Origin of the sequence: Allomuricauda sp. NFXS6 (assembly GCF_040148835.1) — a bacterium.
GTDB lineage: Bacteria > Bacteroidota > Bacteroidia > Flavobacteriales > Flavobacteriaceae > Flagellimonas.
Genome location: NZ_JAGEMG010000006.1, coordinates 217,365 through 239,822 on the forward strand (window position 1 = coordinate 217,365; position 22,458 = coordinate 239,822).

At 40.0% G+C, this 22,458-nt stretch carries 23 protein-coding genes; 14 read left to right on the plus strand and 9 right to left on the minus strand.

Annotated elements, in window-relative coordinates:
• Positions 1-13 precede the first annotated feature (13 nt).
• Positions 14-1,666 (plus strand): sodium:solute symporter, encoded by a 1,653-nt coding sequence (locus J4E06_RS10955; RefSeq protein ID WP_349523950.1) that lies wholly within the window; start codon positions 14-16, stop codon positions 1,664-1,666.
• Between the two features lie 126 nt (positions 1,667-1,792).
• Here J4E06_RS10955 and J4E06_RS10960 read toward each other — a convergent pair whose 3' ends face one another.
• On the minus strand, positions 1,793-2,830 hold the full coding sequence (locus J4E06_RS10960) for a PfkB family carbohydrate kinase (protein ID WP_349523951.1): 1,038 nt from the start codon (positions 2,828-2,830) through the stop codon (positions 1,793-1,795).
• A 364-nt stretch (positions 2,831-3,194) separates the two neighbouring features.
• Positions 3,195-4,823, minus strand: a complete 1,629-nt coding sequence (locus J4E06_RS10965; protein ID WP_349523952.1) for a carboxylesterase/lipase family protein — start codon at positions 4,821-4,823, stop codon at positions 3,195-3,197.
• Positions 4,824-4,908: 85 nt separating this feature from the next.
• Between J4E06_RS10965 and J4E06_RS10970 the strand changes: the two genes are divergently transcribed.
• The 3 genes from J4E06_RS10970 to J4E06_RS10980 all read left to right on the plus strand — a co-directional run bounded on the left by J4E06_RS10970 (position 4,909) and on the right by J4E06_RS10980 (position 7,557).
• Positions 4,909-5,649 carry an NUDIX hydrolase gene (locus tag J4E06_RS10970; protein WP_349523953.1) on the plus strand — a complete coding sequence of 247 codons (741 nt, stop codon included), beginning with the start codon at positions 4,909-4,911 and terminating at the stop codon, positions 5,647-5,649.
• A gap of 742 nt (positions 5,650-6,391) precedes the next feature.
• A complete protein-coding gene (locus J4E06_RS10975) occupies positions 6,392-6,859 on the plus strand; it encodes a VOC family protein (RefSeq protein WP_349523954.1) in 468 nt (155 codons plus the stop codon).
• 122 nt (positions 6,860-6,981) lie between these two features.
• Positions 6,982-7,557 (plus strand): Crp/Fnr family transcriptional regulator, encoded by a 576-nt coding sequence (locus tag J4E06_RS10980; protein WP_349523955.1) that lies wholly within the window; start codon positions 6,982-6,984, stop codon positions 7,555-7,557.
• 15 nt (positions 7,558-7,572) lie between these two features.
• Here the strand turns inward: J4E06_RS10980 and J4E06_RS10985 are convergent, their stop codons facing one another.
• A complete protein-coding gene (locus tag J4E06_RS10985) occupies positions 7,573-8,253 on the minus strand; it encodes a DUF4386 domain-containing protein (RefSeq protein ID WP_349523956.1) in 681 nt (226 codons plus the stop codon).
• A 175-nt stretch (positions 8,254-8,428) separates the two neighbouring features.
• On the opposite strand from J4E06_RS10985, the gene J4E06_RS10990 reads away from it, so the two are divergent.
• The 5 genes from J4E06_RS10990 (at position 8,429) to J4E06_RS11010 (ending at position 11,347) form a co-directional block, all read left to right on the plus strand.
• On the plus strand, positions 8,429-9,007 hold the full coding sequence (locus J4E06_RS10990; RefSeq protein ID WP_349523957.1) for a Crp/Fnr family transcriptional regulator: 579 nt from the start codon (positions 8,429-8,431) through the stop codon (positions 9,005-9,007).
• Between the two features lie 84 nt (positions 9,008-9,091).
• Positions 9,092-9,823, plus strand: a complete 732-nt coding sequence (locus J4E06_RS10995) for a GNAT family N-acetyltransferase (protein WP_349523958.1) — start codon at positions 9,092-9,094, stop codon at positions 9,821-9,823.
• Between the two features lie 157 nt (positions 9,824-9,980).
• Positions 9,981-10,604: a hypothetical protein gene (locus J4E06_RS11000; protein WP_349523959.1), complete on the plus strand. Its 624-nt coding sequence runs from the start codon at positions 9,981-9,983 to the stop codon at positions 10,602-10,604.
• Between the two features lie 17 nt (positions 10,605-10,621).
• Entirely contained in the window at positions 10,622-11,023 is a 402-nt protein-coding gene (locus J4E06_RS11005) for a DoxX family protein (protein ID WP_349523960.1), read from the plus strand.
• A gap of 24 nt (positions 11,024-11,047) precedes the next feature.
• Complete coding sequence (locus J4E06_RS11010; protein WP_349523961.1) at positions 11,048-11,347, plus strand: antibiotic biosynthesis monooxygenase family protein; 300 nt, start codon at positions 11,048-11,050, stop codon at positions 11,345-11,347.
• Between the two features lie 125 nt (positions 11,348-11,472).
• Here the strand turns inward: J4E06_RS11010 and J4E06_RS11015 are convergent, their stop codons facing one another.
• The 6 genes from J4E06_RS11015 to J4E06_RS11040 all read right to left on the minus strand — a co-directional run bounded on the left by J4E06_RS11015 (position 11,473) and on the right by J4E06_RS11040 (position 18,721).
• A complete protein-coding gene (locus tag J4E06_RS11015; RefSeq protein WP_349523962.1) occupies positions 11,473-12,639 on the minus strand; it encodes a serine hydrolase domain-containing protein in 1,167 nt (388 codons plus the stop codon).
• 57 nt (positions 12,640-12,696) lie between these two features.
• Positions 12,697-14,292, minus strand: a complete 1,596-nt coding sequence (locus J4E06_RS11020) for an alpha/beta hydrolase-fold protein (RefSeq protein ID WP_349523963.1) — start codon at positions 14,290-14,292, stop codon at positions 12,697-12,699.
• A gap of 130 nt (positions 14,293-14,422) precedes the next feature.
• Positions 14,423-15,556 (minus strand): alpha/beta hydrolase, encoded by a 1,134-nt coding sequence (locus J4E06_RS11025; protein ID WP_349523964.1) that lies wholly within the window; start codon positions 15,554-15,556, stop codon positions 14,423-14,425.
• A gap of 9 nt (positions 15,557-15,565) precedes the next feature.
• On the minus strand, positions 15,566-15,910 hold the full coding sequence (locus tag J4E06_RS11030) for a 5-carboxymethyl-2-hydroxymuconate Delta-isomerase (protein WP_349523965.1): 345 nt from the start codon (positions 15,908-15,910) through the stop codon (positions 15,566-15,568).
• 17 nt (positions 15,911-15,927) lie between these two features.
• On the minus strand, positions 15,928-17,259 hold the full coding sequence (locus J4E06_RS11035; protein ID WP_349523966.1) for an amidohydrolase family protein: 1,332 nt from the start codon (positions 17,257-17,259) through the stop codon (positions 15,928-15,930).
• Between the two features lie 4 nt (positions 17,260-17,263).
• Positions 17,264-18,721 (minus strand): serine hydrolase domain-containing protein, encoded by a 1,458-nt coding sequence (locus J4E06_RS11040; RefSeq protein WP_349523967.1) that lies wholly within the window; start codon positions 18,719-18,721, stop codon positions 17,264-17,266.
• 176 nt (positions 18,722-18,897) lie between these two features.
• Between J4E06_RS11040 and J4E06_RS11045 the strand changes: the two genes are divergently transcribed.
• The 5 genes from J4E06_RS11045 (at position 18,898) to J4E06_RS11065 (ending at position 22,439) form a co-directional block, all read left to right on the plus strand.
• Positions 18,898-19,347: a DMT family transporter gene (locus J4E06_RS11045; RefSeq protein WP_349523968.1), complete on the plus strand. Its 450-nt coding sequence runs from the start codon at positions 18,898-18,900 to the stop codon at positions 19,345-19,347.
• A 39-nt stretch (positions 19,348-19,386) separates the two neighbouring features.
• Positions 19,387-20,016 carry an NAD(P)H-dependent oxidoreductase gene (locus J4E06_RS11050; RefSeq protein ID WP_349523969.1) on the plus strand — a complete coding sequence of 210 codons (630 nt, stop codon included), beginning with the start codon at positions 19,387-19,389 and terminating at the stop codon, positions 20,014-20,016.
• Positions 20,017-20,117: 101 nt separating this feature from the next.
• A complete protein-coding gene (locus tag J4E06_RS11055) occupies positions 20,118-21,596 on the plus strand; it encodes a serine hydrolase domain-containing protein (protein WP_349523970.1) in 1,479 nt (492 codons plus the stop codon).
• 126 nt (positions 21,597-21,722) lie between these two features.
• Positions 21,723-22,232 (plus strand): DUF2975 domain-containing protein, encoded by a 510-nt coding sequence (locus tag J4E06_RS11060; protein WP_349523971.1) that lies wholly within the window; start codon positions 21,723-21,725, stop codon positions 22,230-22,232.
• A 3-nt stretch (positions 22,233-22,235) separates the two neighbouring features.
• A complete protein-coding gene (locus J4E06_RS11065; RefSeq protein ID WP_014034008.1) occupies positions 22,236-22,439 on the plus strand; it encodes a helix-turn-helix domain-containing protein in 204 nt (67 codons plus the stop codon).
• The last annotated feature ends 19 nt before the right edge of the window (positions 22,440-22,458 follow it).

Here is a 22,458-nt window from a genome sequence, read left to right on the forward strand (position 1 = left end):
ATCAAACTAAATTATGGAATCAGTTTTAGAAAAGCCGGATTGGATTGTTCTGGGCATCTACTTTTTGGCCTTGATAGGTGTTGCCGTTTGGGTGGTATCCCAAAAAAACAAGAACACCGAAGACTATTTTTTGGCCGGTAGAAATGTGGGGTGGTTTGTTATTGGAGCCTCCATTTTTGCTTCGAACATTGGTTCGGAACATGTGGTAGGTCTTGCGGGTACAGGGTTTGAATCCGGTACCCCCATGGCCCATTACGAACTTCATGCCTGGATTGTGCTATTGCTCGGTTGGTTGTTCCTTCCGTTCTATATTCGCAGTGGTGCGTTTACCATGCCCGAGTTCTTGGAAAAACGATTTGATAGCCGTTCTCGGTGGTTTTTATCGATTTTCTCCTTGGTCGCTTACGTGCTCACAAAGGTTTCGGTAACCATTTACGCCGGAGGTATCGTGGTTTCGGAACTATTGGGAATACCTTTTTGGTACGGGGCCATTGGAGTGGTGGTATTTACGGGAATCTATACGGTTATTGGTGGTATGAAAGCTGTGATATATACCGAGACCCTGCAAACCGTTATCCTGATTTTGGGCTCCTTGATCATTACCTATTTGGGTCTGCAAGAAGTGGGTGGCTGGGACCAATTGCATGCAACGGTGACATCGGTGAGTCCTGACCACTTTAATATGTGGAGGCCGATGAGCGACCCCGATTTTCCTTGGACAGGATTGTTGTTCGGTGGAACCATTGTGGGTATCTGGTACTGGTGTACCGACCAATATATTGTGCAGCGAACCTTGGCAGCCAACAATATTAAAATTGGTAGAAGAGGGGCCATTTTTGGGGCCTATCTTAAATTAATGCCCATTTTAATCTTCTTGATCCCAGGTATCATTGCATTTGCATTGACTATACAAAATCCAGAGGTTTTTAGTGTAGAACGAGCAGATAGGGCATTCCCCATGCTGGTAACAACACTTCTACCTGTAGGATTGAAAGGTTTGGTGGCCGGTGGTCTTATGGCTGCGCTGATGAGCTCGTTGGCTTCTGTGTTCAACTCCTGCTCCACCATCTTTACCATTGATATCTATAAAAAGTTACGTCCGGAAAAATCTGAACGCGAGCTGTTGACCGTTGGTAAAATCGCGACAGGTCTTATTGTGGTCCTGGGTATTATTTGGATTCCTATTATGGATAAAATTGGAGGTGGGGTCATGTACCAGTATCTACAAAATGTACAGTCCTATATTGCTCCGCCTGTGACCACAGTATTCTTGTTGGGCATTATTTGGAAGCGGGTAAACTCCAAAGCTGCGATTACAACTTTGTTGGCTGGATTGGTGCTTTTAATCCTGCGGTTGGGGTCTGAAATTTATTATCAACCGCAGATTACCGCAGGTACAGAGGTATCCGGTTTTCTGTTCCAATTTGCATCGGTGAACTTCGCACATATGGCCATTTTTATGTTCATTTTTTCTGTGGCCCTTTGCATTGCCGTAACATTGGCTACTTCTCCTCCCGACTATGTACGAATCAAAGGGCTATCCTTTGGCACATTGTCACCAGAAGATCGTATTAATTCAAAGGATAGTTACAGTACAATCGATATTGTGCTCTCTGTTCTCTTAGTGGTTATCGTTATCGGTATCTTATCGTACTTTACCGGATAAAGACTAGAGCTCAAAAAAACTACATAAAAAAGCCCCGACGTTCGGGGCTTTTACTTTTTTACGGCTATTTTTCCATTTTTCCACAAAAATTAACACAATCGATTGCGTTATCGGATAAATAAAAAATTATCGGGCAACTCGACCGGATGCATCACCTTCCATAAGCTTTTCGACCTCGGCAATGGTGGCCATATTTGCATCACCATAAATAGTGTGTTTTAAACAAGAGGCAGCTACAGCAAATTCGAGCGCTTTCTGGTCGTCATCATAGGTGTTCAACCCATAGATCAAACCTCCCATAAAACTATCCCCACCTCCTACTCTATCCACAATATGTGTGATTTGATAAGTGGGTGATTTGTACATCTTTTCCCCATCGTACATAACGCCAGCCCAAGTATTATGGGAAGCACTGATGGAACCTCTTAATGTGGTGATCACCTTTTTAGCGCGTGGAAACTTTTCCATCATTTGTTCGCAAACGGATAAAAAGGCTTCAGCTGTCACATCTTTGCCATCCTTGTGCACATCCAATCCCTTGGGATGGATTCCAAAGTGTTTGTGGGCATCTTCTTCATTACCGAGGATGATATCACAATAGGAAACCAAGGGTGTCATAATAGCTTCTGGTTCCACTCCGTACTTCCAAAGTTTAGCACGATAATTGAGATCCGTAGAAATGGTAAGTCCCATTTCGCTGGCCACTTTTACCGCTTCAAGGCATGCATCGGCAGCGCCTTGTGAAATTGCCGGAGTGATACCTGTCCAATGGAACCAATGGGCATCCTTGAACACAGCTTTCCAATCGATCATTCCCGGTTGAATCTCTGCCATTGCAGAATGTGCCCGGTCGTAGACGACTTTGCTACCGCGACTTACGGCTCCCGTTTCCAAGAAATAAATACCGAGTCTATCTCCACCGAACGCAATGTGATTGGTGCCTACATTTCGCTTTCTCATTTCCATAAGCGCACATTCCCCGATATCATTATTGGGCAAACGCGTCACAAATTCCACGGGGAGACCGTAATTGGCAAGAGAGACTGCCACATTGGACTCTCCTCCTCCATAGATCGCATTAAACTCCGAGGCTTGGGAAAACCGAAGGTGTTCCTTGGGTGCCAATCGGAGCATAATCTCTCCAAATGTTACTATTTTTTTCATTCTAACTGATTTGTTAAACATAGTTTACTGCAATAAGCAAACTACTATATTCTTGGCAAATAGCGCTTGTATCTGCACAAGATTTTTTAACAAATAACGTTTTTATGAAGACTTATCTAAACATCTTATAAAGGGCATATTATCTACAGGCCGGTTATTTCTTTCATCAAAGTTTTTCTTGGTGGCCCGAGCCTTTAGAGCTCACGGCCCGTTATGCAGGGTACCAGCCCAATAAAAGCCTTGATGTACTGCAGGAGGAAAAAAGCCTGAACCTTAATTATTTTAGATATGGCGCTCATTCTCAAAAAAAGGATGAGCGCCAATATAAGATTATCCTAATCGCTGTTCAAGCGAAACATATCGATCAATTGTTGTAGGACTTGTCCAAAAATTCATACCGCGCATCTTTAACGGCCTTGGTCTGTTTGCTCTCCGTATTGATGATCATTACCGGTGGAGCCTCCTCTTTAGCCTGAGCAGCATCCCAATTGGGCAAGTCTTCACCATTAGGATTACCACTTTTAATGAAATTGGCAAAAAATTGTTGCATCGTTTCCGAAGTCTTGTAATCGTCAGCCGTCCATGCATAATCCTCCACAAGGTGAAGATTTCCCATAGCATACTCGATTTCTGCAGCATGTGGCGCTCCAATGGCCTCTGGCATTTGAATTGCATCAGACCCTTTTTCAGCGGTGCCTCCTGCCAATCCAGAAACCAAGTTATTGTCTCTGAGCGGTGGTCTTATCTTACTGTAAAGGTATCGATAAACCGGTTGTTCACTATGGTTTCGATGTAAGTCGAACCATTTCCAAGTACTATAGGAAATAAAGCGATCAGAAGCCAGATTCGTTGCCGCCCATTGCAGTTCGTCGGCCGTACTGTGCGGATACAATTCCAATACGGCAGCGTAATTCTCTGGGTAGGCCTCCTTAACTTTCTGCACAAAACCCTCTTTGGTTATAGGGCCTTGTGTAAAGGCCATACCAGGAATTTCGGCAGAGTTCCAACCGACCAGGAGGGGAACCTGCGCCTGTTCCTCCGAGGCAAATATTTCCGGTATTGGCTTGGGAAGCAAATATCCATCAATGACCATAGGGAATCCAAATTTTTGTGATTCATTATAAATCTCGTAAATCTCTCGTGTACTCAATTTTCTTAATTCGTCAATATTCGCTATACCGGCATCTTTAAGGAACTGAGCACCCTGTTTTTCTGCTTCGGCTAGAGGTATTGGTGCCATGGTGGGAGGAATGGCTGCCCCGCTCTCACCGATAGCTCCAGCGATCAGGTCTTTTGAAAGTGGGGATGCCATCTGTACACTGACCCCGATGGAGCCAGCTGACTCTCCAGCGATAGTAACCTGATTCGGGTCGCCTCCGAAGGCTGTAATATTCTGTTGCACCCATTGAAGGGCCATATTTTGATCTAACTGACCATAATTCCCGGAAGCCTTGTATGGAGCTTCAGCAGTCAACTCTGGGTGAGCCAAATTTCCAAAAATGTTCAGACGGTAGTTGGTAGTCACCACCACAATGCCCTTTTTTGCCATGCTTTCACCATCATAGCGATATTCAGAGGCATCCCCGGCTACATTTCCACCTCCGTAAAAGTATACCAGTACCGGAAGGTTTTTGTCGCTGCGTTTGGCCGGGGTCCAAACATTCAGGTAAAGACAATCCTCGCTTAGACCGTTGGAACGCGATTTCATGTCACCAAATACCATGGCCTGTACGGGCCTTGGCCCAAACTCCTTTGTTTCCTTGACACCCTCCCAAGGCTCCAAGGGCTGGGGAGCCTTCCACCGTAGTTCCCCTACAGGTGGTTTGGCAAACGGGACTCCAAAATACTTCTGAATTCCTGTATGTGTGTCGTAAAGGCCTTCAATTGCTCCATTTTCCAGTAAGACCTGAACGGGAAAAGCGTTATCTTGCTGTGCGTGAAGATTTAACATCGCACAAAACAACGTAACTACACCAAGTTGTAATTTTTTCATTGTGTTTTGTTTTTCTATTGTTACATTATGTTACAATAATACTTTGTTTTTATGTAACATTGTACTTTAATTTAGAAAAAATATTTTGAGCTCAAAAAAACACCCTTTTAACAAAGAGGAATACATTCCGCACCTTGCCTTTGATTCCGTCATTTTTGGATTCAATGGCAGAAAGTTGAAAATATTGGTTTTGGAATATCGAAATACCGGTCTTTTTGCTCTTCCCGGCGGTTTCATCAAACACAATGAAAGTTTGGACCAAGCTGTTAAGCAAGGGGTCCGACAACGAACCGGTATCGAGGATATTTATTTGGAGCAATTCCAGACCTTTGGGGATTTGGAAAGGTTTGATCCAGAACCTATGAAACGGATTTTAAAAATGAACGGTATCGATATAGCGTCCAATGACTGGTTACTGAATCGATTCATCACTGTGGCCTACTATGCCCTGATCAATTTTGAAAAAGTGGTGCCCAAGCCTGATTCTTTGTCCGACGGTATTGATTGGTATTCCCTGGATGAGCTGCCCCCCTTGATGATGGATCACCGAAAAATCATCGAAAAAGCACTTGAAACGCTTCGCGATAATCTGGATAAGAAATTATTGGGGATGAACTTGCTTCCCGAAAAATTCACCATGAAGGAACTGCAACAGGTCTATGAAGCCATTATCGGAACACCCTTGAACCGCAGTGGGTTCCAACGAAAAATGTTAAGTGCAAACACCTTGGTACGCCATGAAAAAAGGTTTTCTGGCAACTCCCATAAGGCACCGTACCTGTACAGTTTTAAAAAGCCCAAAGAAGTGCCGAAAACAATCAAATAAGCGTTTTATGAGGTTGTTGGTGCCAATAAGGATGAAATTACCTGTGATGTTCATCCTTTCAAAAAAAGGAGGAACACGAAATCGACTTAAAAATTTGCGGGGAACGTCTTCAGTTTCAACATTTGACATCAGGAAGGGTATTGGAATATTTTATTTTTAACAGTATGAAAGGAGCCCATTCCCAAAATATCATATGTTGCCTACTTTGGTAAAAGAGTACTGTTTCTTGTTAATCCTTAACAATAAGTGCTGAACCAACTACATTATATTGTGGACATCCTTGCTTTTAGGTACTTGACAGCGATTGTATTTACATAGATCTTTAGTGTTTGATATATCATCTGCCCTCATTTCTTGTCTTGAAACGGGTCATATTCCTTTTATGGAAAACAAAGAAAATCTGGAAAAGGCAATGGGGCCGGTTCTTAATAAAGTTTCAGTCGGGGTCTCTGTAAACATAATGTATGAGCGCGGGCAACACCGATTTTGACGTACCACAGTTCAAGAAATAGCAATTCACAAATTTTAATGAACCATACCCCTGCGCACTAACTTTTTTGGTATTGAGCGGGGCAAAACCTTATGTAAAAAAATGACAGAACCATACTAATTTCTTAACCTATGTTAAGTTCTGAAAAGCTGTTTCCCTGTTTCTTTGTCGTTGTTAAACAAAAATCAAAAACATGTGCTTTTCAGCCATCAAGGCCGTACATAATGTGTAAAACAAAAAAAAAATAATATAATGAAACGCAGGCTATGTATATTATCGATCCTTTTAGTAATCGGATATTCTTGCAATAGGAAAAACAATGATCCCAAGGAGGTTGGGATGACCCTTAGAATGGAACTATTCGCCTCGAATATGGAAAAATCGGTCAACTTCTATACCGAAGTTTTGGGTTTTACCATGGAGGGTAAAAAAATCAACAAGTCCTACCAACCTGTTAAGAAGGGAAATGTAGTCATCGGAATCGGTCCGATTAGCAAACTTTCCAAAGATCACCACTTTGATCCCAACCTTAACGTTATAAATAAAGGTTATGGGGTAGAAATCGTTCTGGAAGTTGATGATATCAAAGAGATCTATGAACAGGTAAAATCAAGTGGATATCCAATACACGGGCCTTTGACCATGCAAAACTGGGGACTTGAAGATTTCCGATTGGTAGATCCAGACGGGTACTATTTGAGAATAACTTCAAAACAATAACGAAATAGCTTTTAGAAGTAAAAGTTACAGGACATACCCATATTTTTTTGATTTGGTAAAAAGTTGTTAAATGATTTCATAGTTTAGTCTTGGCATTGATGTCATTTACCTAAACCGTCAAATTGAAAAGTGAAATTGTACAGCTGCTCGAAGGTGCTTTGACCCTTAACGAAGAGGAAGCCAAAGCGGTTACAGAATGTATTCCTATCAAAACTTTCGCTAAAGGATATGTTTTACTTCGGGAAGGACAAGTCTCCAACGAGTCCTACTTTAACATAGAAGGGTTGGTAAGAAAGTATTACTTGGTCGATGGCGAGGAAAAAACTACTGAATTTTATATAGAAAAAGATGCCATTTCCTCTTTGCGGAGCTTTAATCTAAAAGTCCCTTCCAATCATTTTTTGGAATGTGTAGAAGATTGTAGGCTGGCCATTTTATCCCGAGACAAAGAACAGGAACTTTTTGAGCGCGTACCCAGTTTTGAGTCTATTTGCAGAGTTTCCGTGGAAGAAGAGCTTGGGGCCTATCAAGATAAATTGGCCCAGTTCATGATTTCCAGTCCAGAAAAAAGATACCTGGACCTTATGGAAAATAGACCGGAATTGTTGCAACGCGTTCCACAATATCATTTGGCTAGTTATTTGGGCGTAAAACCGGAATCATTGAGTCGTATTAGAAAACGAATCGCTCAACGGTAAGCCTTAATCAGTTCTTTATTGAGCGTTTTTAAATCCCTTGATCAACAAAAAGATGGTAAAGGACAGCTCTCCCACTACGCCCAATACCACCACCAATATTTCAAAAATTTGTGCATAATCCAAATAAGTGGACATAAAGAGCTTGGCGGAACTATCCACCAGATACCCGATGGCAGCAAGGAGCAATAAATAGCCAATGCCTTTGGGAATCATATCCGATTTAATGGACAAGTAGCCCAAAAAAGCCAAATGCACTCCAAAAAGCAGCAATCCCCAAGTCCATATTTCATCAAACTGTTGCAATAAATACATGACCGATTGCTGTAAACTTGCCATATCCAACCCCGCAGTATCAGCAGTGATTTGGTAAATCTCGATCAAGCACATCAAAGCCATTGCAAAGCAAATGGCATGGAGCAGTCGAAAACCTGAGGCCACCATCGTTACTTTTCGGTTAACTTTTTTAGTCACCAAAAAAAGGGAAAACACCAGGATCACATCAAAAACAAGCATAGCCAAAAAACCTACAATGCCCCAACCCAACCCAGAATGGTCCTTCAGAAAATTGGAAACGGTCACCCCGGCATTGGAGGGCACCACCATGGTTTCCAAGATGGCAAAATTGGCATAAAACCCTGAAATAAAAATCAAAAGGTAGCTAATGCCCGATACCAAAAGTGCTTGCTTAATATTCATGACTTCTTCTTAATGATTTTGGGGCAAAATTAGAGGCAGGCGGCAATAACTTCATTGACTTTGGTCAATAAGCGCTTCAAAATCAAAACAAATCTGAATGAAATATAAATTTGCTTGTTCCAAAAAAGCCTTCATTAATGAACTTTTATTAATTTTCTATATCAATTTCTAGATTTTGGATGCAAAGGATAAACTCTTATCTCATTTAAAGGAAACTATTAAACTAACCCACGAGGAGGAATCCATCGTGTGTGATAGCTATTCGGAAATTCATCTCAAAAAGAAAGAAGTTTTACTTTTTGCAGGGGAAGTTTCCAACCACATGCGGTTTATTGCCAAAGGATGTTTACGCGCTTATCATATGGATGAAGAGGCCAAAGAACATATCGTACAATTTGGTATTGAAGGTTGGTGGGTAAACGATCTATACAGTTTTCTGACCCGTACCCCGGCCAAACAATTTGTTCAGGCTTTAGAACCAACAATAGTGCTTCAAATTCACCGAGACACCCTTAATGAACTTTACGAAAAAGTTCCAGCTATTGAACGGTTCTACAGATTAAAGTTTGAAAAAGCCTATGTTGCCCTGCAAGACCGCACCATTAATTCCATGAGCAAATCGGCCGAAGAGCGTTATTTGGAATTCCGGTCAAAATATAGAAGCATTGAACAACGTGTCCCTCAATATATGATTGCTTCCTATTTGGGCATTACTCCTGAATTTTTAAGTGCCCTCCGAAAAAAGATAAAATAAATCCATTTCTTAATACACCTTAAGATTACTGTAATCTTCCAGCAATAGGTTTGCACTGACAAACAAATCAATGCAGGATAGATCATGAACAAGCAAATTATTGAACATTTATTCGAGTTCTGGGAACAGATTGGAAAACATGGAAATTTCCTGACCAAGGAGAATGGTTTTTCCTTTACAAAACCTACGAACGGCTCCTGGCCCAATAAGGTTTTTGACCTAACTATGGAAAAGTTGGATATCCATGCCCTATGTGAAAAAATTATATCGGAAAAGCTGCCCAACTCCATTGCCGTTCCTGAAAACGAAGCCATAAAAGACCTTCTCCTGTCTAAAGGGCTAAGGGCCACATCAAAAATAAAAGCAATGGCCCTGGATACTTCTGAATTCAATTTTGACCCTATTGATGCATCTGAGTTTATAGGGGTAAGTTCACGACTTGAAGCGGAACTGTTTGCCCAAGTAGCCACGGAATCCTTTGGTTATCCGGTTAGCCCTTCAACCATACGTGCATTGATCAACAAACCATCCTTTGCGCTCTTCTTGGGCAAACATGAAAATGCTTTTCCAAGTTGTGGCATGGTGTATTTGGACAAAAATGGGGTTTCCGGAATTCATATGATCGGTACAAACGCAGGTTATAGGGGCTTGGGACTCGGAAAAAAGATGACCCAATTTTTGATTGATCAAGCAATTAGAAACCAAAGTAGAAAAGTCTATCTGGTCGCTTCACAGGCTGGAGAGCGCATTTATACCAAAATGGGATTTACAACACATGGGGTTTTGGAGAGTTATTCCTTGCCCTTGAATTTATAAAATATACTTCCATCACTATAAGGGTGTCCGTTCTTTCAAAAAAATGGGAGACAGACACCTTTTTCGATTTGAAGCATCTCATCCAGTCCTTTCTTAAGCCACCTTAAGTATTCTGGTTTTGATTGATTATAGGTTTGCCACGGTAAAATCTATAACAATGAATAGGAACACATCTTTATTCACGCTATTTTATTTGTCCGTTTCAACCTTGGTTATTGGTCAAGAATTAAGTTTCGCCCCGGATGTGGTATTTGGCAACCGATCGTTGACCTACAAACATCTGATCAAATATTCAATCAATCCAAAACTTTCGGTGGACAATTTGACCCTTTTTGATACCGAATACGGAAACGATCTAAACAACCTTTATTTCATAAGAAATACTATTTCCTATGCCCTTACAAAAAACATAAGAGCCAACACGGCCATAGGAATCAAAAACCCTGGTGCTTTTGGAACCATGTCGTTATCCTTTACTACCCAATCGCACCAATTTAGCTTTACCTATTCGGCCGGTAGTACGTATCAAGATGGATTTTCATTTGAACAATCTATTGTAGCCAGTTATTTACCCTCTTTTGGAAACAATAATCAGGGTTACATAAATCTTCTTGCCACAGGTACCATTAATGCCAGTGGGTATGCAAGAGGACTCCAACAACTTAAAATTGGTATACGCAAAAAACAATTCACGACCGGGCTTGCCATAAATCTGGATCAGTTCAACAACGCTCGAAAAACATTGACGAACACGGGCGTTTTTTTAAAATATAATTTTTAACATCAAATAGTCACAACATGAAACGAAACAAAACCATTGCTATTTTTTTATTTAGAATCGCCATTCCTTTTACCATGCTCATTTATGGAATAGATAAAATCAAGAACGGTACAGGATTTATAGGCAGCCTATTGGAAACCTATGGTTTACCCTTGTTTCTGGCCAATGGCGTATTTGTAGGTGAAATAATCGCTCCCTTAATGCTCCTCATAGGTTTCAGGACCCGTTTGGCAGGGCTTATTTTGTCATTTAATTGTTTATTGGCCGTACTTATGGCGCAAACCCAAAACCTATTTACCTTGAACCAATTTGGAGGGTGGTCCATTGACCTTCTGTTTATTTATATTGTAGCCGGTATTGCCTTTTTCTATAGTGGAGCAGGCAAGCATGCCATCTCAACCAACAACTCTTGGGATTAATGAAAGGAATAAAATAGGTCCAACATGTATGCAGTAATATATCAGTTTGATGTTATCCAAGGTCAGGAAAATGACTTTGAGGTGTTATGGAAACTTGTAACAGAAGCATTTATACAACATGCTGGAGGTCTAGGCTCCCGTCTCCATAAAAACGAGACGGGCAGCTATATTGCCTATGCGCAATGGCCAGATAAAAAAGCTTGGGTAACTGCAAGGCAAAAATTACCAAAAACTGCTATAGAAAATCTACAACGAATGAACGGGTATTGTGATGAAATTACAGTATTGTTCAATATGGACGTTAAAAACGATTTATTGAAGTAAGGTCGTACTCGCATTGCAAACATGTGCCCATATTCATTTCCTATTTGTTTTTGGTCTTAAAGTTGACTTCGAATGATTCTTCTATGAAATGTTTAAGTAGGGTTTAAAAAGATTCATTAGGGCTATTACATATGTTTAAGCAGTGTGCGGTAGATATCCCTTACCGATATCATATCGTTTTTTACTTCCGAAGTATTGACAAACACAATAATGCCATGACTTCCTTCCCTAAGAAAATATGCATGGGAAATAATGCCCGGATCATTTCCGCTATGCCCGATTTTTTCATCATCAATAGTCCAAAAAACATTCTTTTTGAATTCTTTTGAGGCCGGCTGAGATAGCATTTCCTTATAGCTGGATGCCTTTAAAATATTACTCTCCCCATTGTGGCCCTTCATCACCGCCATCAAATATTGACTGAAGTCCTCTATATTGGTCATGAATCCGCCATCGCCATAGGTAATGAACTCATATTGGGGAATGGGATTACCATACCAGTATAGCTTGGAAGCATTTTCCAACGGATGATCTTTGGATGCCCAACCGGAATTATCCATTTGGAGCGGGTCCAGAATATGCTCCTGTAAAAAATCGGTGTATTCCATACCACTCGCCTGTGCAATAATATAAGCCGCAATATTTGCTCCCATATTACTATAATCATATGTAGACCCCGGAACCGTGTTTGAAAAGCTATTTGACGTATACCATTTTCCGTCCGTACAATATTGGTTTTTAATAAATTGGGATGCCGGCATCATTTGATTATTATTAAAAATATCAACTTCTTGTTTCACCCCCTGTTTAGATTCTTGGGGTAGGTTTTCATAAAACGGAGGTATACTATCGTTGAAAATATAAATCTTGTTGTAGTGCTCTGTGTCCAGGATACTTGAAGTATGGTTGGCCAGTTGACGAATGGTTATTGGCTCATTTGGATAAAATGGGTTCTGTACGGTAAAGGGCAGATGATCATTGATGGGGTCATCTAAATCCAGTAAACCCATTTCCTGCGCTTTCATCAAGGCCACTCCGAGCAAGGTCTTGGAAATGGAGGCAATAGGTTGGACCGTTTTTGTTGTATAGGGTTGCTGTTGCTCTTTGTTCGAATAGCCAAAGCCTTTGGAGTAAACAATACTATCTTTATTGACAATAGCTACGGCGAAGCCCACAAGATTGCTGCTTTCCTGTATCCTTTTCAATTCCTTGGTTATCGAATCAGTCTGCTGTTGTGATTGAAGGGAGCAAACTCCCATTACAATACATAAAAACGATAAAAGAGCTCTCATACGGTACATTCTTTCAATTGATTTTTCAGTTTGTTTTTTAACTATTTCATTTAGGAACTACCAATACTCATAAATCCTAAAGATTTTTCCATCCTTAAATTCAAAGAGGGCCATTTGAGGATCGCCTTCCACAATTTTACCCTCTTCCCTTTTGATAAAACGTTTACTGACGGCTATGGCATTCAGCCCAACAATTTTGTTTTCCCCTTTAATGTCCACCACACTTCCATCATAACCTCCATTTTTCTGGTTGCGCATGTAACCGTTATATAGGTCTTCCCTGGTATACACCCCTCCATATTTGGGGTGCACATAGGTAAAATCGTCCGTGAAGAGTTCAAAGATGTTGTCAATGTCTTCAGGAGTCGAGTTTTGTTGGAAAACCTTAAGGTTTAACTTATAGTATTGTTCCAATAGATGGTTTAGGGAATCTTTATGAGCTTTGAATCCAATATTGACCTTGCTCGATAGCTTTTCCACTTTTTCCATGACAGAAGCAGCTTTTTCAAAATCATTATTGGCCTTATATGCAGTGGCAAGTTCGTTTAGGGCATCTATGGAGTTTGGGCGATATGATACCCAACGCTTCATAACCTCGATAGCCTCCAAGGTTCTTCCCTCCTTGAGTAAAATGGCACCAATGCGACTTAAACTGTTCGTGCTGTTCCAGCGCTCTGTTTTTGGTAATAGTTCAAACCCATATTCCTCCGAAAGTTTTTGAAAATGATCATCGATATTCTTCAAGGCATTACCCGGCTCATTTATGATATCCCTATATTTTGCAAACCACTTTTCCTTTGGAAAGATGAGTCCAAGTGCCTCCTCCAATGCTGGTAAGGCCACATCATAGTGCCCTTCGTTTGGAAATATTTTTGAGATAAAATGAAAATCTTCAGAGCGATACGGGGAGAGTCGTTTTTCCAATTCTTCCAAATTGGCCTTGATCATTGGAGAATTGCCATTACCATCAGAATCCGCGGAGGTCACATATAGATAAGCTGTTCTGTTCGTCCCATTTTCAAAATCATTTATCACATAATCGATTAAACTTTCTCCTTCCTCATATCCCATTCCAAGGATATCCCCTGCAGCAATGGCAATATGGGCATCAAATAAATTTGGCTCCTTGGCAAAGGCATGCAAAGCATACACCGCTGTCCCCGAAAGGCCCATGATCATATTAAAATCGTTTGCCCTAAAATTTTTCTTCAAATAAGGAAAGAGTTCTTGTTTTAGATGTGCAGTGAATGGGTCTGGATTTTTTCCAAACGGTAATTGTTTCCAGTCCTTGGGCCAGAAATCACTGCCATTGGTATAAAGTTTGGGTATTGTAGATCCATCCACCAAGCTTACTACAATTGTCTCGGGCATTCGTTCTACAGAACTTAAGTGCTTGACAACCCCTGAGGTCATCAAAAAAAACTCATCCTCCAAAAGGAGCAATACCGGGTAAGTATGTTCTTCTGAGGACTCATGGAAACTTTCCGGCAGGAAAATATTAATCGTCCTATCCTCTTCCAAAATCTCTGAATGAAACACCTCTTGTTGGGCAAAAACCAATGATTTTGAAAATGTAAAACTGTTTTGCTGGGCTTCTGCCGAGAACAAACTGCCAAACAAGGTCGCAATAATCACTGTACATTTTAGTTTCATATGTTTTCCTGTTACTTTTTTATTGATTTACCTCTCCACGGCTTTTTTGTGACAATGCAGGGGCATAGCACTTGTTAAATGTCTCTTCGGCCTTTATTTAATTTATCCTTCACCTATATTCTTTGACTATCTATTGACGTTTTGATTGTGCGCTCCGTTTTTTATTCAATAGCCTTTCCGAATCCGGATATTTTTTTAACAAAATATCGTACAATTCAACGGCTTCCTGAAACCGATTGTTCTTTTCATAAAATACAACAAATTGGGATACGGCATAATCCCTATTTTCTATTAGCTCTTGTATAAAAGCGTTTTTGTCCAAGGCATTCAACAAAGTTTCAAACTGATCAAAATCATCGGCCCGCATGGCGCTGCGAACAATGGTAAAACGCGACCATAACGAGAGTTCAGGTTCAAATCCATAGCGCTTTGCCCTTTCTTGAGCATGATTCAGGGCATACTCCATACCTCCTGCATTGATGAACTTTTGCAGGTTGTTCGTTTCAAACTCCTGATAATATTTGAAGTAGTCGCGGAGGCCATGATACAAAGTTGGATATCCCGTGGAGCGATGTTCTTCCAGTCCAAATTCAAAATACTTCCATTCAAGCCCCTCAATAGGGTTTGATGCCAGTTTCTCGTTCAATTTTTCAGTACTGTTCCGCACATCATATTCATCCGGGCTTACCGCAAAATACAGTTGGGTGTCCATGCGGGCAGAAGTATCCAATTCATCAATGGCATCAAAAATGGGATAAGGGCTGGCTATCAAATAAGCATTAAAAAGGGTTGGTTGGTCCTTCATCATGTGAAAAGCAAAGCTTCCTCCATATTCCCAACCGAATAGCAGATTTTCACCATTGGTCCTAAAGTTTTGGTTTACATAAGCACTCAATTCATCTTGTAAGAAGCCTTTAAAGTTTTCCTTTCCTTCTCCGAAATGTTGAAATCTACCAGGATACGAATTCTTGATTCCCACAATGATAAACTCTGGCGCCAGTTGAAATTGCTGGAACGATCGACTTAGGCTGACCACGTGTAAAAAGAAGCGTTGAGCATCGAGCACATAAACCACAGGGTATGTTTTATCTGAATCTTGATAGCTTGGGGGCAGATATATCTGAACTCCCCGCTCTTCCCCCAAAACTTCAGAAACCAAGAGGTGATTGAACCCCACCACATTCGGAATACCCTCCGATTGAGCTTGTACACCAAAAAACATCAAAACTATCGCAATGGTCGCCGTTATTGCTTTCATTTTCATAGTAGACGGTTATGCCATGATTTTGTTACAATAGGTCGCTTGCTCAAAATCCCTGATATTTATTGAAATAATTGGAACTTCTGGAAACATTGCCTTGAGTTCCGAAACAATTTGTTTTGATAAATTAGCCTTTTGTTCGGTAGTTCTTCCTTCCATGATGCTTCCAAAAATGTGAATAAAGTCAACCTTTCCATTCCCGACCATATAGTGTTCAAATGGATTGATCCGCACCTTGATATCCTGTGGGTCGAACAAACCTGTGGATTCGGCGGTATCGTAGACCAATTGCATTATAGATTCCGGTGATTGCGATTTAATGACCGTGTTGGAACAGTCCAATACAAAATGTGGCATGTGTCATTCTTATTTAGTTATTTATGATTTACTAATTCCACTTCCTTGAGAAGCTCATCCAATTGATTCCTATCCAACCACACCCCTTTCAATAACACACCTTCAATGGCCTTGGTATTTTCTATATTTTCCAACGGATTCTTGTTCAACAACACCAAATTGGCATTTTTACCTTCGGTAATGATCCCTTCCATGGCAATCGAGCCCAAGTATCGGGCAGGTGTCAATGTGCTGGCTTTCAAAATTTCATAAGGAGATAAACCTGCCTCTTGGAGAAATTGAAATTCTTCGTGCAAGGAAAATCCCGGAACTACAAACCCAAAAGTATCGCTTCCTGTCATTATAGGTACATCGGCATCTGCCAACATTTTGGTAAACTTTTTCATCCATTCAAAGTAGCTTTCCAGCAAAGGCAAAGCATCCATTCCGTTGATTACCTTTCCCTTTAAATTTTGGCGATACGGATTCTCGTCGGATGACCAATACCTATAATCTCCTTTCAACATATATGTTGCTGCTTCTTTTTCTTTAAGCTCCTCAAAGAAATTATCGTCCAAACACTTTACGATCATATCAAAGACCACCAAAGTCGGTGCAATGGTAATTCCGCTGTTTTTAATTTGTTGCACGGCCTTTTTCAGGAACAGACTATCCTTTCTCTGCTCATCACTGAACAAATACACAAACTCCTCTACGTGTTCAATGGATTTCATTCGGAGTGAAAACTCTAAGTCTAGCTCCCGCTGGGCATGACCCATTACTGGGATTTTGTATTGAGCCGCCTTTTCCAAAACTTCTAGATAGATATCCTTGGGCAGATTATCAGCAATCTTTATAAAGTCATAACCCTTTTTGTGGTGCTGTTGTATGACCCTTTCCAGATCTGCACTGGTTTTTAGGTCCCCCGATTGAAGGTAGGGACCAGCCGTGTAGTAATTGGGTCCCACTAATTGTCCGTTGTTTATGCTATCCCGTATTGCAATATGGTCCTGCCAATCGTACTCCGCCATGTTTCGTACTGTGGTAACTCCATTGACCAGTAACAATTTGAAGTCACGGGCTATTCCTCCTTCTTTGTTACGCCAGTGATAATGCATTTCACTTAATCCCGGAATCAGATATTTTCCCGTACCGTCAATTATTTTGGCCGATTCGCGAACCAATGTATCGCTTAAAGGGCCAACTTTCAGGATTTTCCCATTAGCAATTACTACGGTTTGATTTTCCCATACCACTTCTTGATGCATTGGGATAACATTTACATTTTGAATGATGACGGTATCGTTTTGACCATACCCAATGGTATAGCAAAGAATGCATAGCAAACATTTGATGATTGTTGTTCTCATAATATTAATTGATTGATGAATTGATTTTTTTGAACCACAGGTTTTTTACCCTTCCCGTGGATATATAGAGACCGATGATTTCTCCTTTTTGATTACGTGACATTTTATTGGTTTCCAAAGGCCAAGAACTTTTGAACACATCAAGGCCAACCACTTCCATTTTAAGTTCACCATGTCTGGCATGGGAACATTTTAGAGTATCACCCTCTAGGTAAAATGTATAATGAGTGTCTATTTCAGGGCTATAAAATGTGCCCGTGTAATCCGTTAAATCCGATAATGGACTGGATTGATTTTTTTTCTTCTCCCCTACTTTGGAATTAGAAAATGGATTGTTCTTTTTTCTGGTTTTCGAAAATAAGATTCCGGCAATATCATCCGCCTTTTCCCCAAATGGTGCGTTCGAAAAATTGGTCAATACAACAATGCTCAATTCCTCTTCGGGATAGATACTGAGGAAGGTTCGATAGCCCCCAACTACTCCTGCATGCTGAACACGCTTTTTTTCGAACTTTTCATCCACATATATTCCATAACCATAATCAACTGAAGTGCCATTGTTCAACTGTCCCATAGTTTGAAGCATTTCAAATGAACCCTTCCATCCTTTTTGAGGATTAAAAAAATTATTGGACCATTTCAACAGGTCCTTAACGGTAGAATACATATTCCCAGCGCCAGTATATGCCCAATACCCTTGGGCTGTTTCAAACACCCTATCGTGGCTATGGTAGTACGATGTAGCCCTATTGGGGACAATACGCTGATAATTGTCCTCCACATAGGTATTGTGCATCTGTAATGGCTCAAAAAGATTGTTTTGCATCCAAATTTTGAAATCCTCTCCTGTCACTTTTTCAATGATTTCGACCAAAACAACATATCCCGAGTTGGAATACATAAATTGTTCACCGGGCTTAAAATTCAAATCAGTTTGCTTTTGAAGTAGTCGTAAAACATCGGCATTGGCCCTGTAATCATCGCCCCGCCAACCGGCAAGGGCCATCAAATCGTGAAAATCCCTTAAACCACTCGTATGTTGCAGTACATGTTTTATGGTGATGGATTCATCAAAAATCGGAAACTCTGGGAAGTACTTTTGAACAGGGTCATCTATGGACAATAATCCTCGTTTCTCAAGAAGTACAATGCCCATTGCCGTAAATTGTTTGGATATGGACCCAATATTGAACAAAGTAGCCTCGGTATTGGGAACATTATATTCCAAGCTAGCGTTTCCAAAGGAATTCAAATAAATAACTTCATCTGATTGCATAACCCCCACCACTCCACCGGGATGGTTTTCCAAATCCCAATCCATGAACAATGCATCGATCTGATTCTTGAACCTATTGGATGGTTGACCAAAACTCACGATTGGACAAACCAACATCAACCAAATAATCAGGATTTGAATCCTTGGAAATCCAGTGACTTTATGTTTACTAGTTACATCCTTCATAATTAAACAAAGCTATTTTGTGGCAGCATCTTTTTCATTGACTTTGGTTAAGAAAGCAGTTATTGGCCATTAACCAGAAATCAAAACTAGCTCTACACTAAATCTTGTTTCTTAATCTACCTTAAGATTTCCCATAAAGCTTCCCGCTAGTTTTGTGACATCCAAAAAATGAAGTCATGAACCAGTATATCAACATTTTATTAGCTTTTATCGGTGGCGTTTTTTTGGCTATGCAAGGAGGATTGAATGCACAACTTGGTGTTCAGCTCAAAAATCCTTTGTTGGCATCGCTGACAGCTTTCTTTTTCAGTATGTTGTTTGCGTTGCTGGCCGTCGTCCTTAGTGTCAAAAACGTTCCAAAAACAGCACTCCTGCTAAGTATTCCAAAACATTTATGGTTTACAGGAGCATTTTTCAGTGTTATCGGAATAGGACTTTACTACTACACCATTCCCAAACTAGGGATATCCACCATGATCTCCTTGGGCCTTTTTGGACAACTGATTTTTTCGGCGGTAGCGGGACATTATGGATGGTTTGGATTGCCCCAAGAACCCATGGTCATAAAAAAGATATTTGGGTTGCTGGCGATGACCATCGGCATCCTATTAATAAATAAGAGCTAGTGTAAAACAACAGATAAGATCAATTAAAAACAAAAGACAATGAATTTATTACAAGATTTGAAATGGCGCTACGCCACTAAAAAATTTGATGCATCCAAAGAAATTCAAAAGGATGATTTGCAGAAACTAAAGGAGGCCGTACAGCTATCGGTATCGTCTTACGGGCTACAACTGTACAAAGTTTTGATTATTCAAAACAAGGAATTGAAGAGTCAACTAAGGGAAGCGGCATGGAACCAAGCCCAGTTGACCGATGCCTCCCATATTTTCGTGTTTTGCAACTATACGGAAAGAAAGAATGAACATATAGACGAATATATTGAAGCAACTTCCAAGATTCAGAATACCCCATTAGAAAAGCTAGCGGGTTATGGTGATTTAATCAAGGAAAGCCTGTCGGCTAAATCAGATGAAGATTGGCAAAACTGGTCGGAAAAGCAAACCTACTTGGCACTTTCCAATCTGTTGACCGCATGTGCAGCACTTAAAATAGATTCCTGTCCCATGGAAGGGTTTGAGCAAGAGAAGTTCAACACCATCTTGGGTCTTGATGAAAAAGGGCTGAATGCTGCAGTAATCGCTCCGGTCGGGTATCGATCAACAGAAGACCACACACAATTCAGAACGAAAGTTCGTAAACCAAAAGAAATCTTGTTCGAGGAAATTTAATATTCCGTTTACCCTTTATGGAACCTAGGGTAAAAACAAAATTGTAACCCATCATGGAGTTTGTTCGTCAAAACCTTCAAATCAAAAAAACAAATCAATTTATGAGACTGTTATTATTATTGACACTATTACTTATCACCGATTCCTGTGGAACAAGCAAAGGCGTAACCACGGAAAACATGAGCAAATTCAGGGAAGAAAACCCTACGTTTTCGACACAATTTGAAAACAACGTAAAGGACATTTACCTTGAAAAAGAGATGTACGGGGATTTCATATTTGCTGTAGTCGATGAAAATGGATTGGCATATTCTTTTGCGTTGAATCGAGAAATCCTACAAGGAAAAGAATCCTCTTTGAATAATGATGCACCTATTTATATTGCATCCAGCACAAAGTCGTTTACTGGGACGTTGCTCAAAATTTTGGAAGAGGACAACGTATTGGATTTGAACAAATCCCTTCATGAATATCTCCCTGAATTGGATTTTAAAGATAGTATTGATACCAAGAACATCACTATTAAAAATCTTTTAAACCATACCCACGGTACATTCAGTACCCCTATGACCTGGAAAACCGCATTTTTAGGGTACAGCGGAGGGAATAAGGAGTTGATCAATGATATGAACACTGATTTTCTATTTGACCCCTCCGGCAGGTATCGGTATTCTAACGTAGGACCTATTGTTGCTGGAATGGTTGCGGAAAAAGTGACGGGAAAGAACTGGAAAAAACTTATGGAGGAGCACATCTTCTCTCCTTTAAACATGAAAAATACCAGTGCCCATGTCAGTGATTTTGATTTTAAGGACATCCGTCCATCATTAACCGTTACTAAAGAAAGAGGCATTGTTGAGAAAGGTTTTTATAAATCAGATATCACCATGCATGCCTCTGGAGGAATTATTTCAACCATAAATGATATGTCAAAATGGTTAGCTGCAAACATTAATCAAGATAAAACGCTTTTAGATGATGATTCATGGGAGGAGCTCCATACCTCAACCGCAACACAGGACAAGAAATACTACACGTACCAACGATCTGGTTATAGCTTGGGATGGGACATTGCGAAATATAAAAACAATAAGATATTGACTCGCTTTGGAGGATTGGCAGGGATAAGTTTCCATATTTCATTCATGCCCGATAAAAATATAGGAGTGATTGCTTTTTCAAATGATAACAGAGCATACTTGCTACCGCACTTGATGGCAAATTATGCCTACAACATCATCAATGAGCAACCTGCGGACAGTATTTTAAAGATTGAAAAAACTTCATTCGATAAAAGTGTTAAAAGAGAAAATGACATCCAGTATCCTGATGATTCAGAAGTTTTAGCCGCCAACAATGGGAACGATAAGATCATTGGCACCTACAAAAACACTGAAAACTGGCCCATCATCAAAATTTACAAAGAAGGCGGCCACTACATTTTTAATTGGGGGGTATTAAAGGGTAAAATATTTAGAAGCGATAAGGGCGGTTACAGGAGCAACCTGGGAGTTTTGTCAAGAAATTTTCAAATAAAAAAAGATTCCCTATTAACCGGCTCATTGATTTACAAGAAATGAAATAGGTCTGGGAAAGTAACTCCACACAATCATATTTTTTTTAAAAATATTTAATAAAAAGATATTTTATTATTGTTTTACAATAATTTATTATATGTTTGCAGAAACATTTTAGTTATTTCAATAATGAAAAAAACAAAAATAATATCTAAGATATTATATGCCTTAACCAGAAGTCTTTCTTGGATTTACTTGGCAATTGGGCTTTACGGTACTTTCGCTTGGATCACCAAAACCAACATCCAAATCGCGGATACCACAACGATCATAAATTATCCTTTTACCGATATTTCTTTTCTAATATTGGATAACGATCAGTCGTATTTTCTGTTTGCCTTTTTGCTGCCTGTTTTATCCTATACGCTGTTTTTTTGGCTGCTTTCCAACGTATTTAAGGTGTTCTATCAGGATAAGCTTTTTACGAATCCCAATATTGGACATTTAAAGCGTTTTTATTTAGCCAATATCACTTTACCTATAGTGCTTGTTGCCTTTTCATCATTCTTCATTGCCATTGAAAAAGGAATATTCATCATTGTAGCGTTACACCTTGTTTTGGGGGTTTTTATTTTCATTATTTCAGAAATATTCCATCAAGGGCTGTCATTACAGAACGAACAAGATCTATACATCTAAGCTATGCCGATTATTATAAATATTGATGTGATGCTCGCCAAACGAAAGATCAAGAGCAAGGACCTAGCTGAAGAGATTGGCATAACCCCAGCTAATTTATCCATACTTAAAAATGGAAAAGCAAAAGGTGTGCGTTTTGAAACCCTCGAGGCCATTTGTAAGGCCTTGGACTGTAAACCAGGAGATATTATTGACTATGTAGCATAGTTCTTCCAACATATTTAAA

What these genes read in the sequence shown, in the direction of transcription:
- J4E06_RS11050 (WP_349523969.1), top strand. Translation starts at nt 19,387, where the DNA reads ATGAATTTATTACAAGATTTGAAATGGCGCTACGCCACTAAAAAATTT.
- J4E06_RS11010 (WP_349523961.1), top strand. Translation starts at nt 11,048, where the DNA reads ATGTATGCAGTAATATATCAGTTTGATGTTATCCAAGGTCAGGAAAAT.
- J4E06_RS11025 (WP_349523964.1), bottom strand. Translation starts at nt 15,556, where the DNA reads ATGAAAATGAAAGCAATAACGGCGACCATTGCGATAGTTTTGATGTTT.
- J4E06_RS10975 (WP_349523954.1), top strand. Translation starts at nt 6,392, where the DNA reads ATGAAACGCAGGCTATGTATATTATCGATCCTTTTAGTAATCGGATAT.
- J4E06_RS10995 (WP_349523958.1), top strand. Translation starts at nt 9,092, where the DNA reads ATGAACAAGCAAATTATTGAACATTTATTCGAGTTCTGGGAACAGATT.
- J4E06_RS10955 (WP_349523950.1), top strand. Translation starts at nt 14, where the DNA reads ATGGAATCAGTTTTAGAAAAGCCGGATTGGATTGTTCTGGGCATCTAC.
- J4E06_RS11035 (WP_349523966.1), bottom strand. Translation starts at nt 17,259, where the DNA reads ATGAGAACAACAATCATCAAATGTTTGCTATGCATTCTTTGCTATACC.
- J4E06_RS11055 (WP_349523970.1), top strand. Translation starts at nt 20,118, where the DNA reads ATGAGACTGTTATTATTATTGACACTATTACTTATCACCGATTCCTGT.
- J4E06_RS10985 (WP_349523956.1), bottom strand. Translation starts at nt 8,253, where the DNA reads ATGAATATTAAGCAAGCACTTTTGGTATCGGGCATTAGCTACCTTTTG.
- J4E06_RS11000 (WP_349523959.1), top strand. Translation starts at nt 9,981, where the DNA reads ATGAATAGGAACACATCTTTATTCACGCTATTTTATTTGTCCGTTTCA.
- J4E06_RS11065 (WP_014034008.1), top strand. Translation starts at nt 22,236, where the DNA reads ATGCCGATTATTATAAATATTGATGTGATGCTCGCCAAACGAAAGATC.
- J4E06_RS11020 (WP_349523963.1), bottom strand. Translation starts at nt 14,292, where the DNA reads ATGAAACTAAAATGTACAGTGATTATTGCGACCTTGTTTGGCAGTTTG.
- J4E06_RS11030 (WP_349523965.1), bottom strand. Translation starts at nt 15,910, where the DNA reads ATGCCACATTTTGTATTGGACTGTTCCAACACGGTCATTAAATCGCAA.
- J4E06_RS11005 (WP_349523960.1), top strand. Translation starts at nt 10,622, where the DNA reads ATGAAACGAAACAAAACCATTGCTATTTTTTTATTTAGAATCGCCATT.
- J4E06_RS11015 (WP_349523962.1), bottom strand. Translation starts at nt 12,639, where the DNA reads ATGAGAGCTCTTTTATCGTTTTTATGTATTGTAATGGGAGTTTGCTCC.
- J4E06_RS11060 (WP_349523971.1), top strand. Translation starts at nt 21,723, where the DNA reads ATGAAAAAAACAAAAATAATATCTAAGATATTATATGCCTTAACCAGA.
- J4E06_RS10960 (WP_349523951.1), bottom strand. Translation starts at nt 2,830, where the DNA reads ATGAAAAAAATAGTAACATTTGGAGAGATTATGCTCCGATTGGCACCC.
- J4E06_RS11040 (WP_349523967.1), bottom strand. Translation starts at nt 18,721, where the DNA reads ATGAAGGATGTAACTAGTAAACATAAAGTCACTGGATTTCCAAGGATT.
- J4E06_RS10965 (WP_349523952.1), bottom strand. Translation starts at nt 4,823, where the DNA reads ATGAAAAAATTACAACTTGGTGTAGTTACGTTGTTTTGTGCGATGTTA.
- J4E06_RS11045 (WP_349523968.1), top strand. Translation starts at nt 18,898, where the DNA reads ATGAACCAGTATATCAACATTTTATTAGCTTTTATCGGTGGCGTTTTT.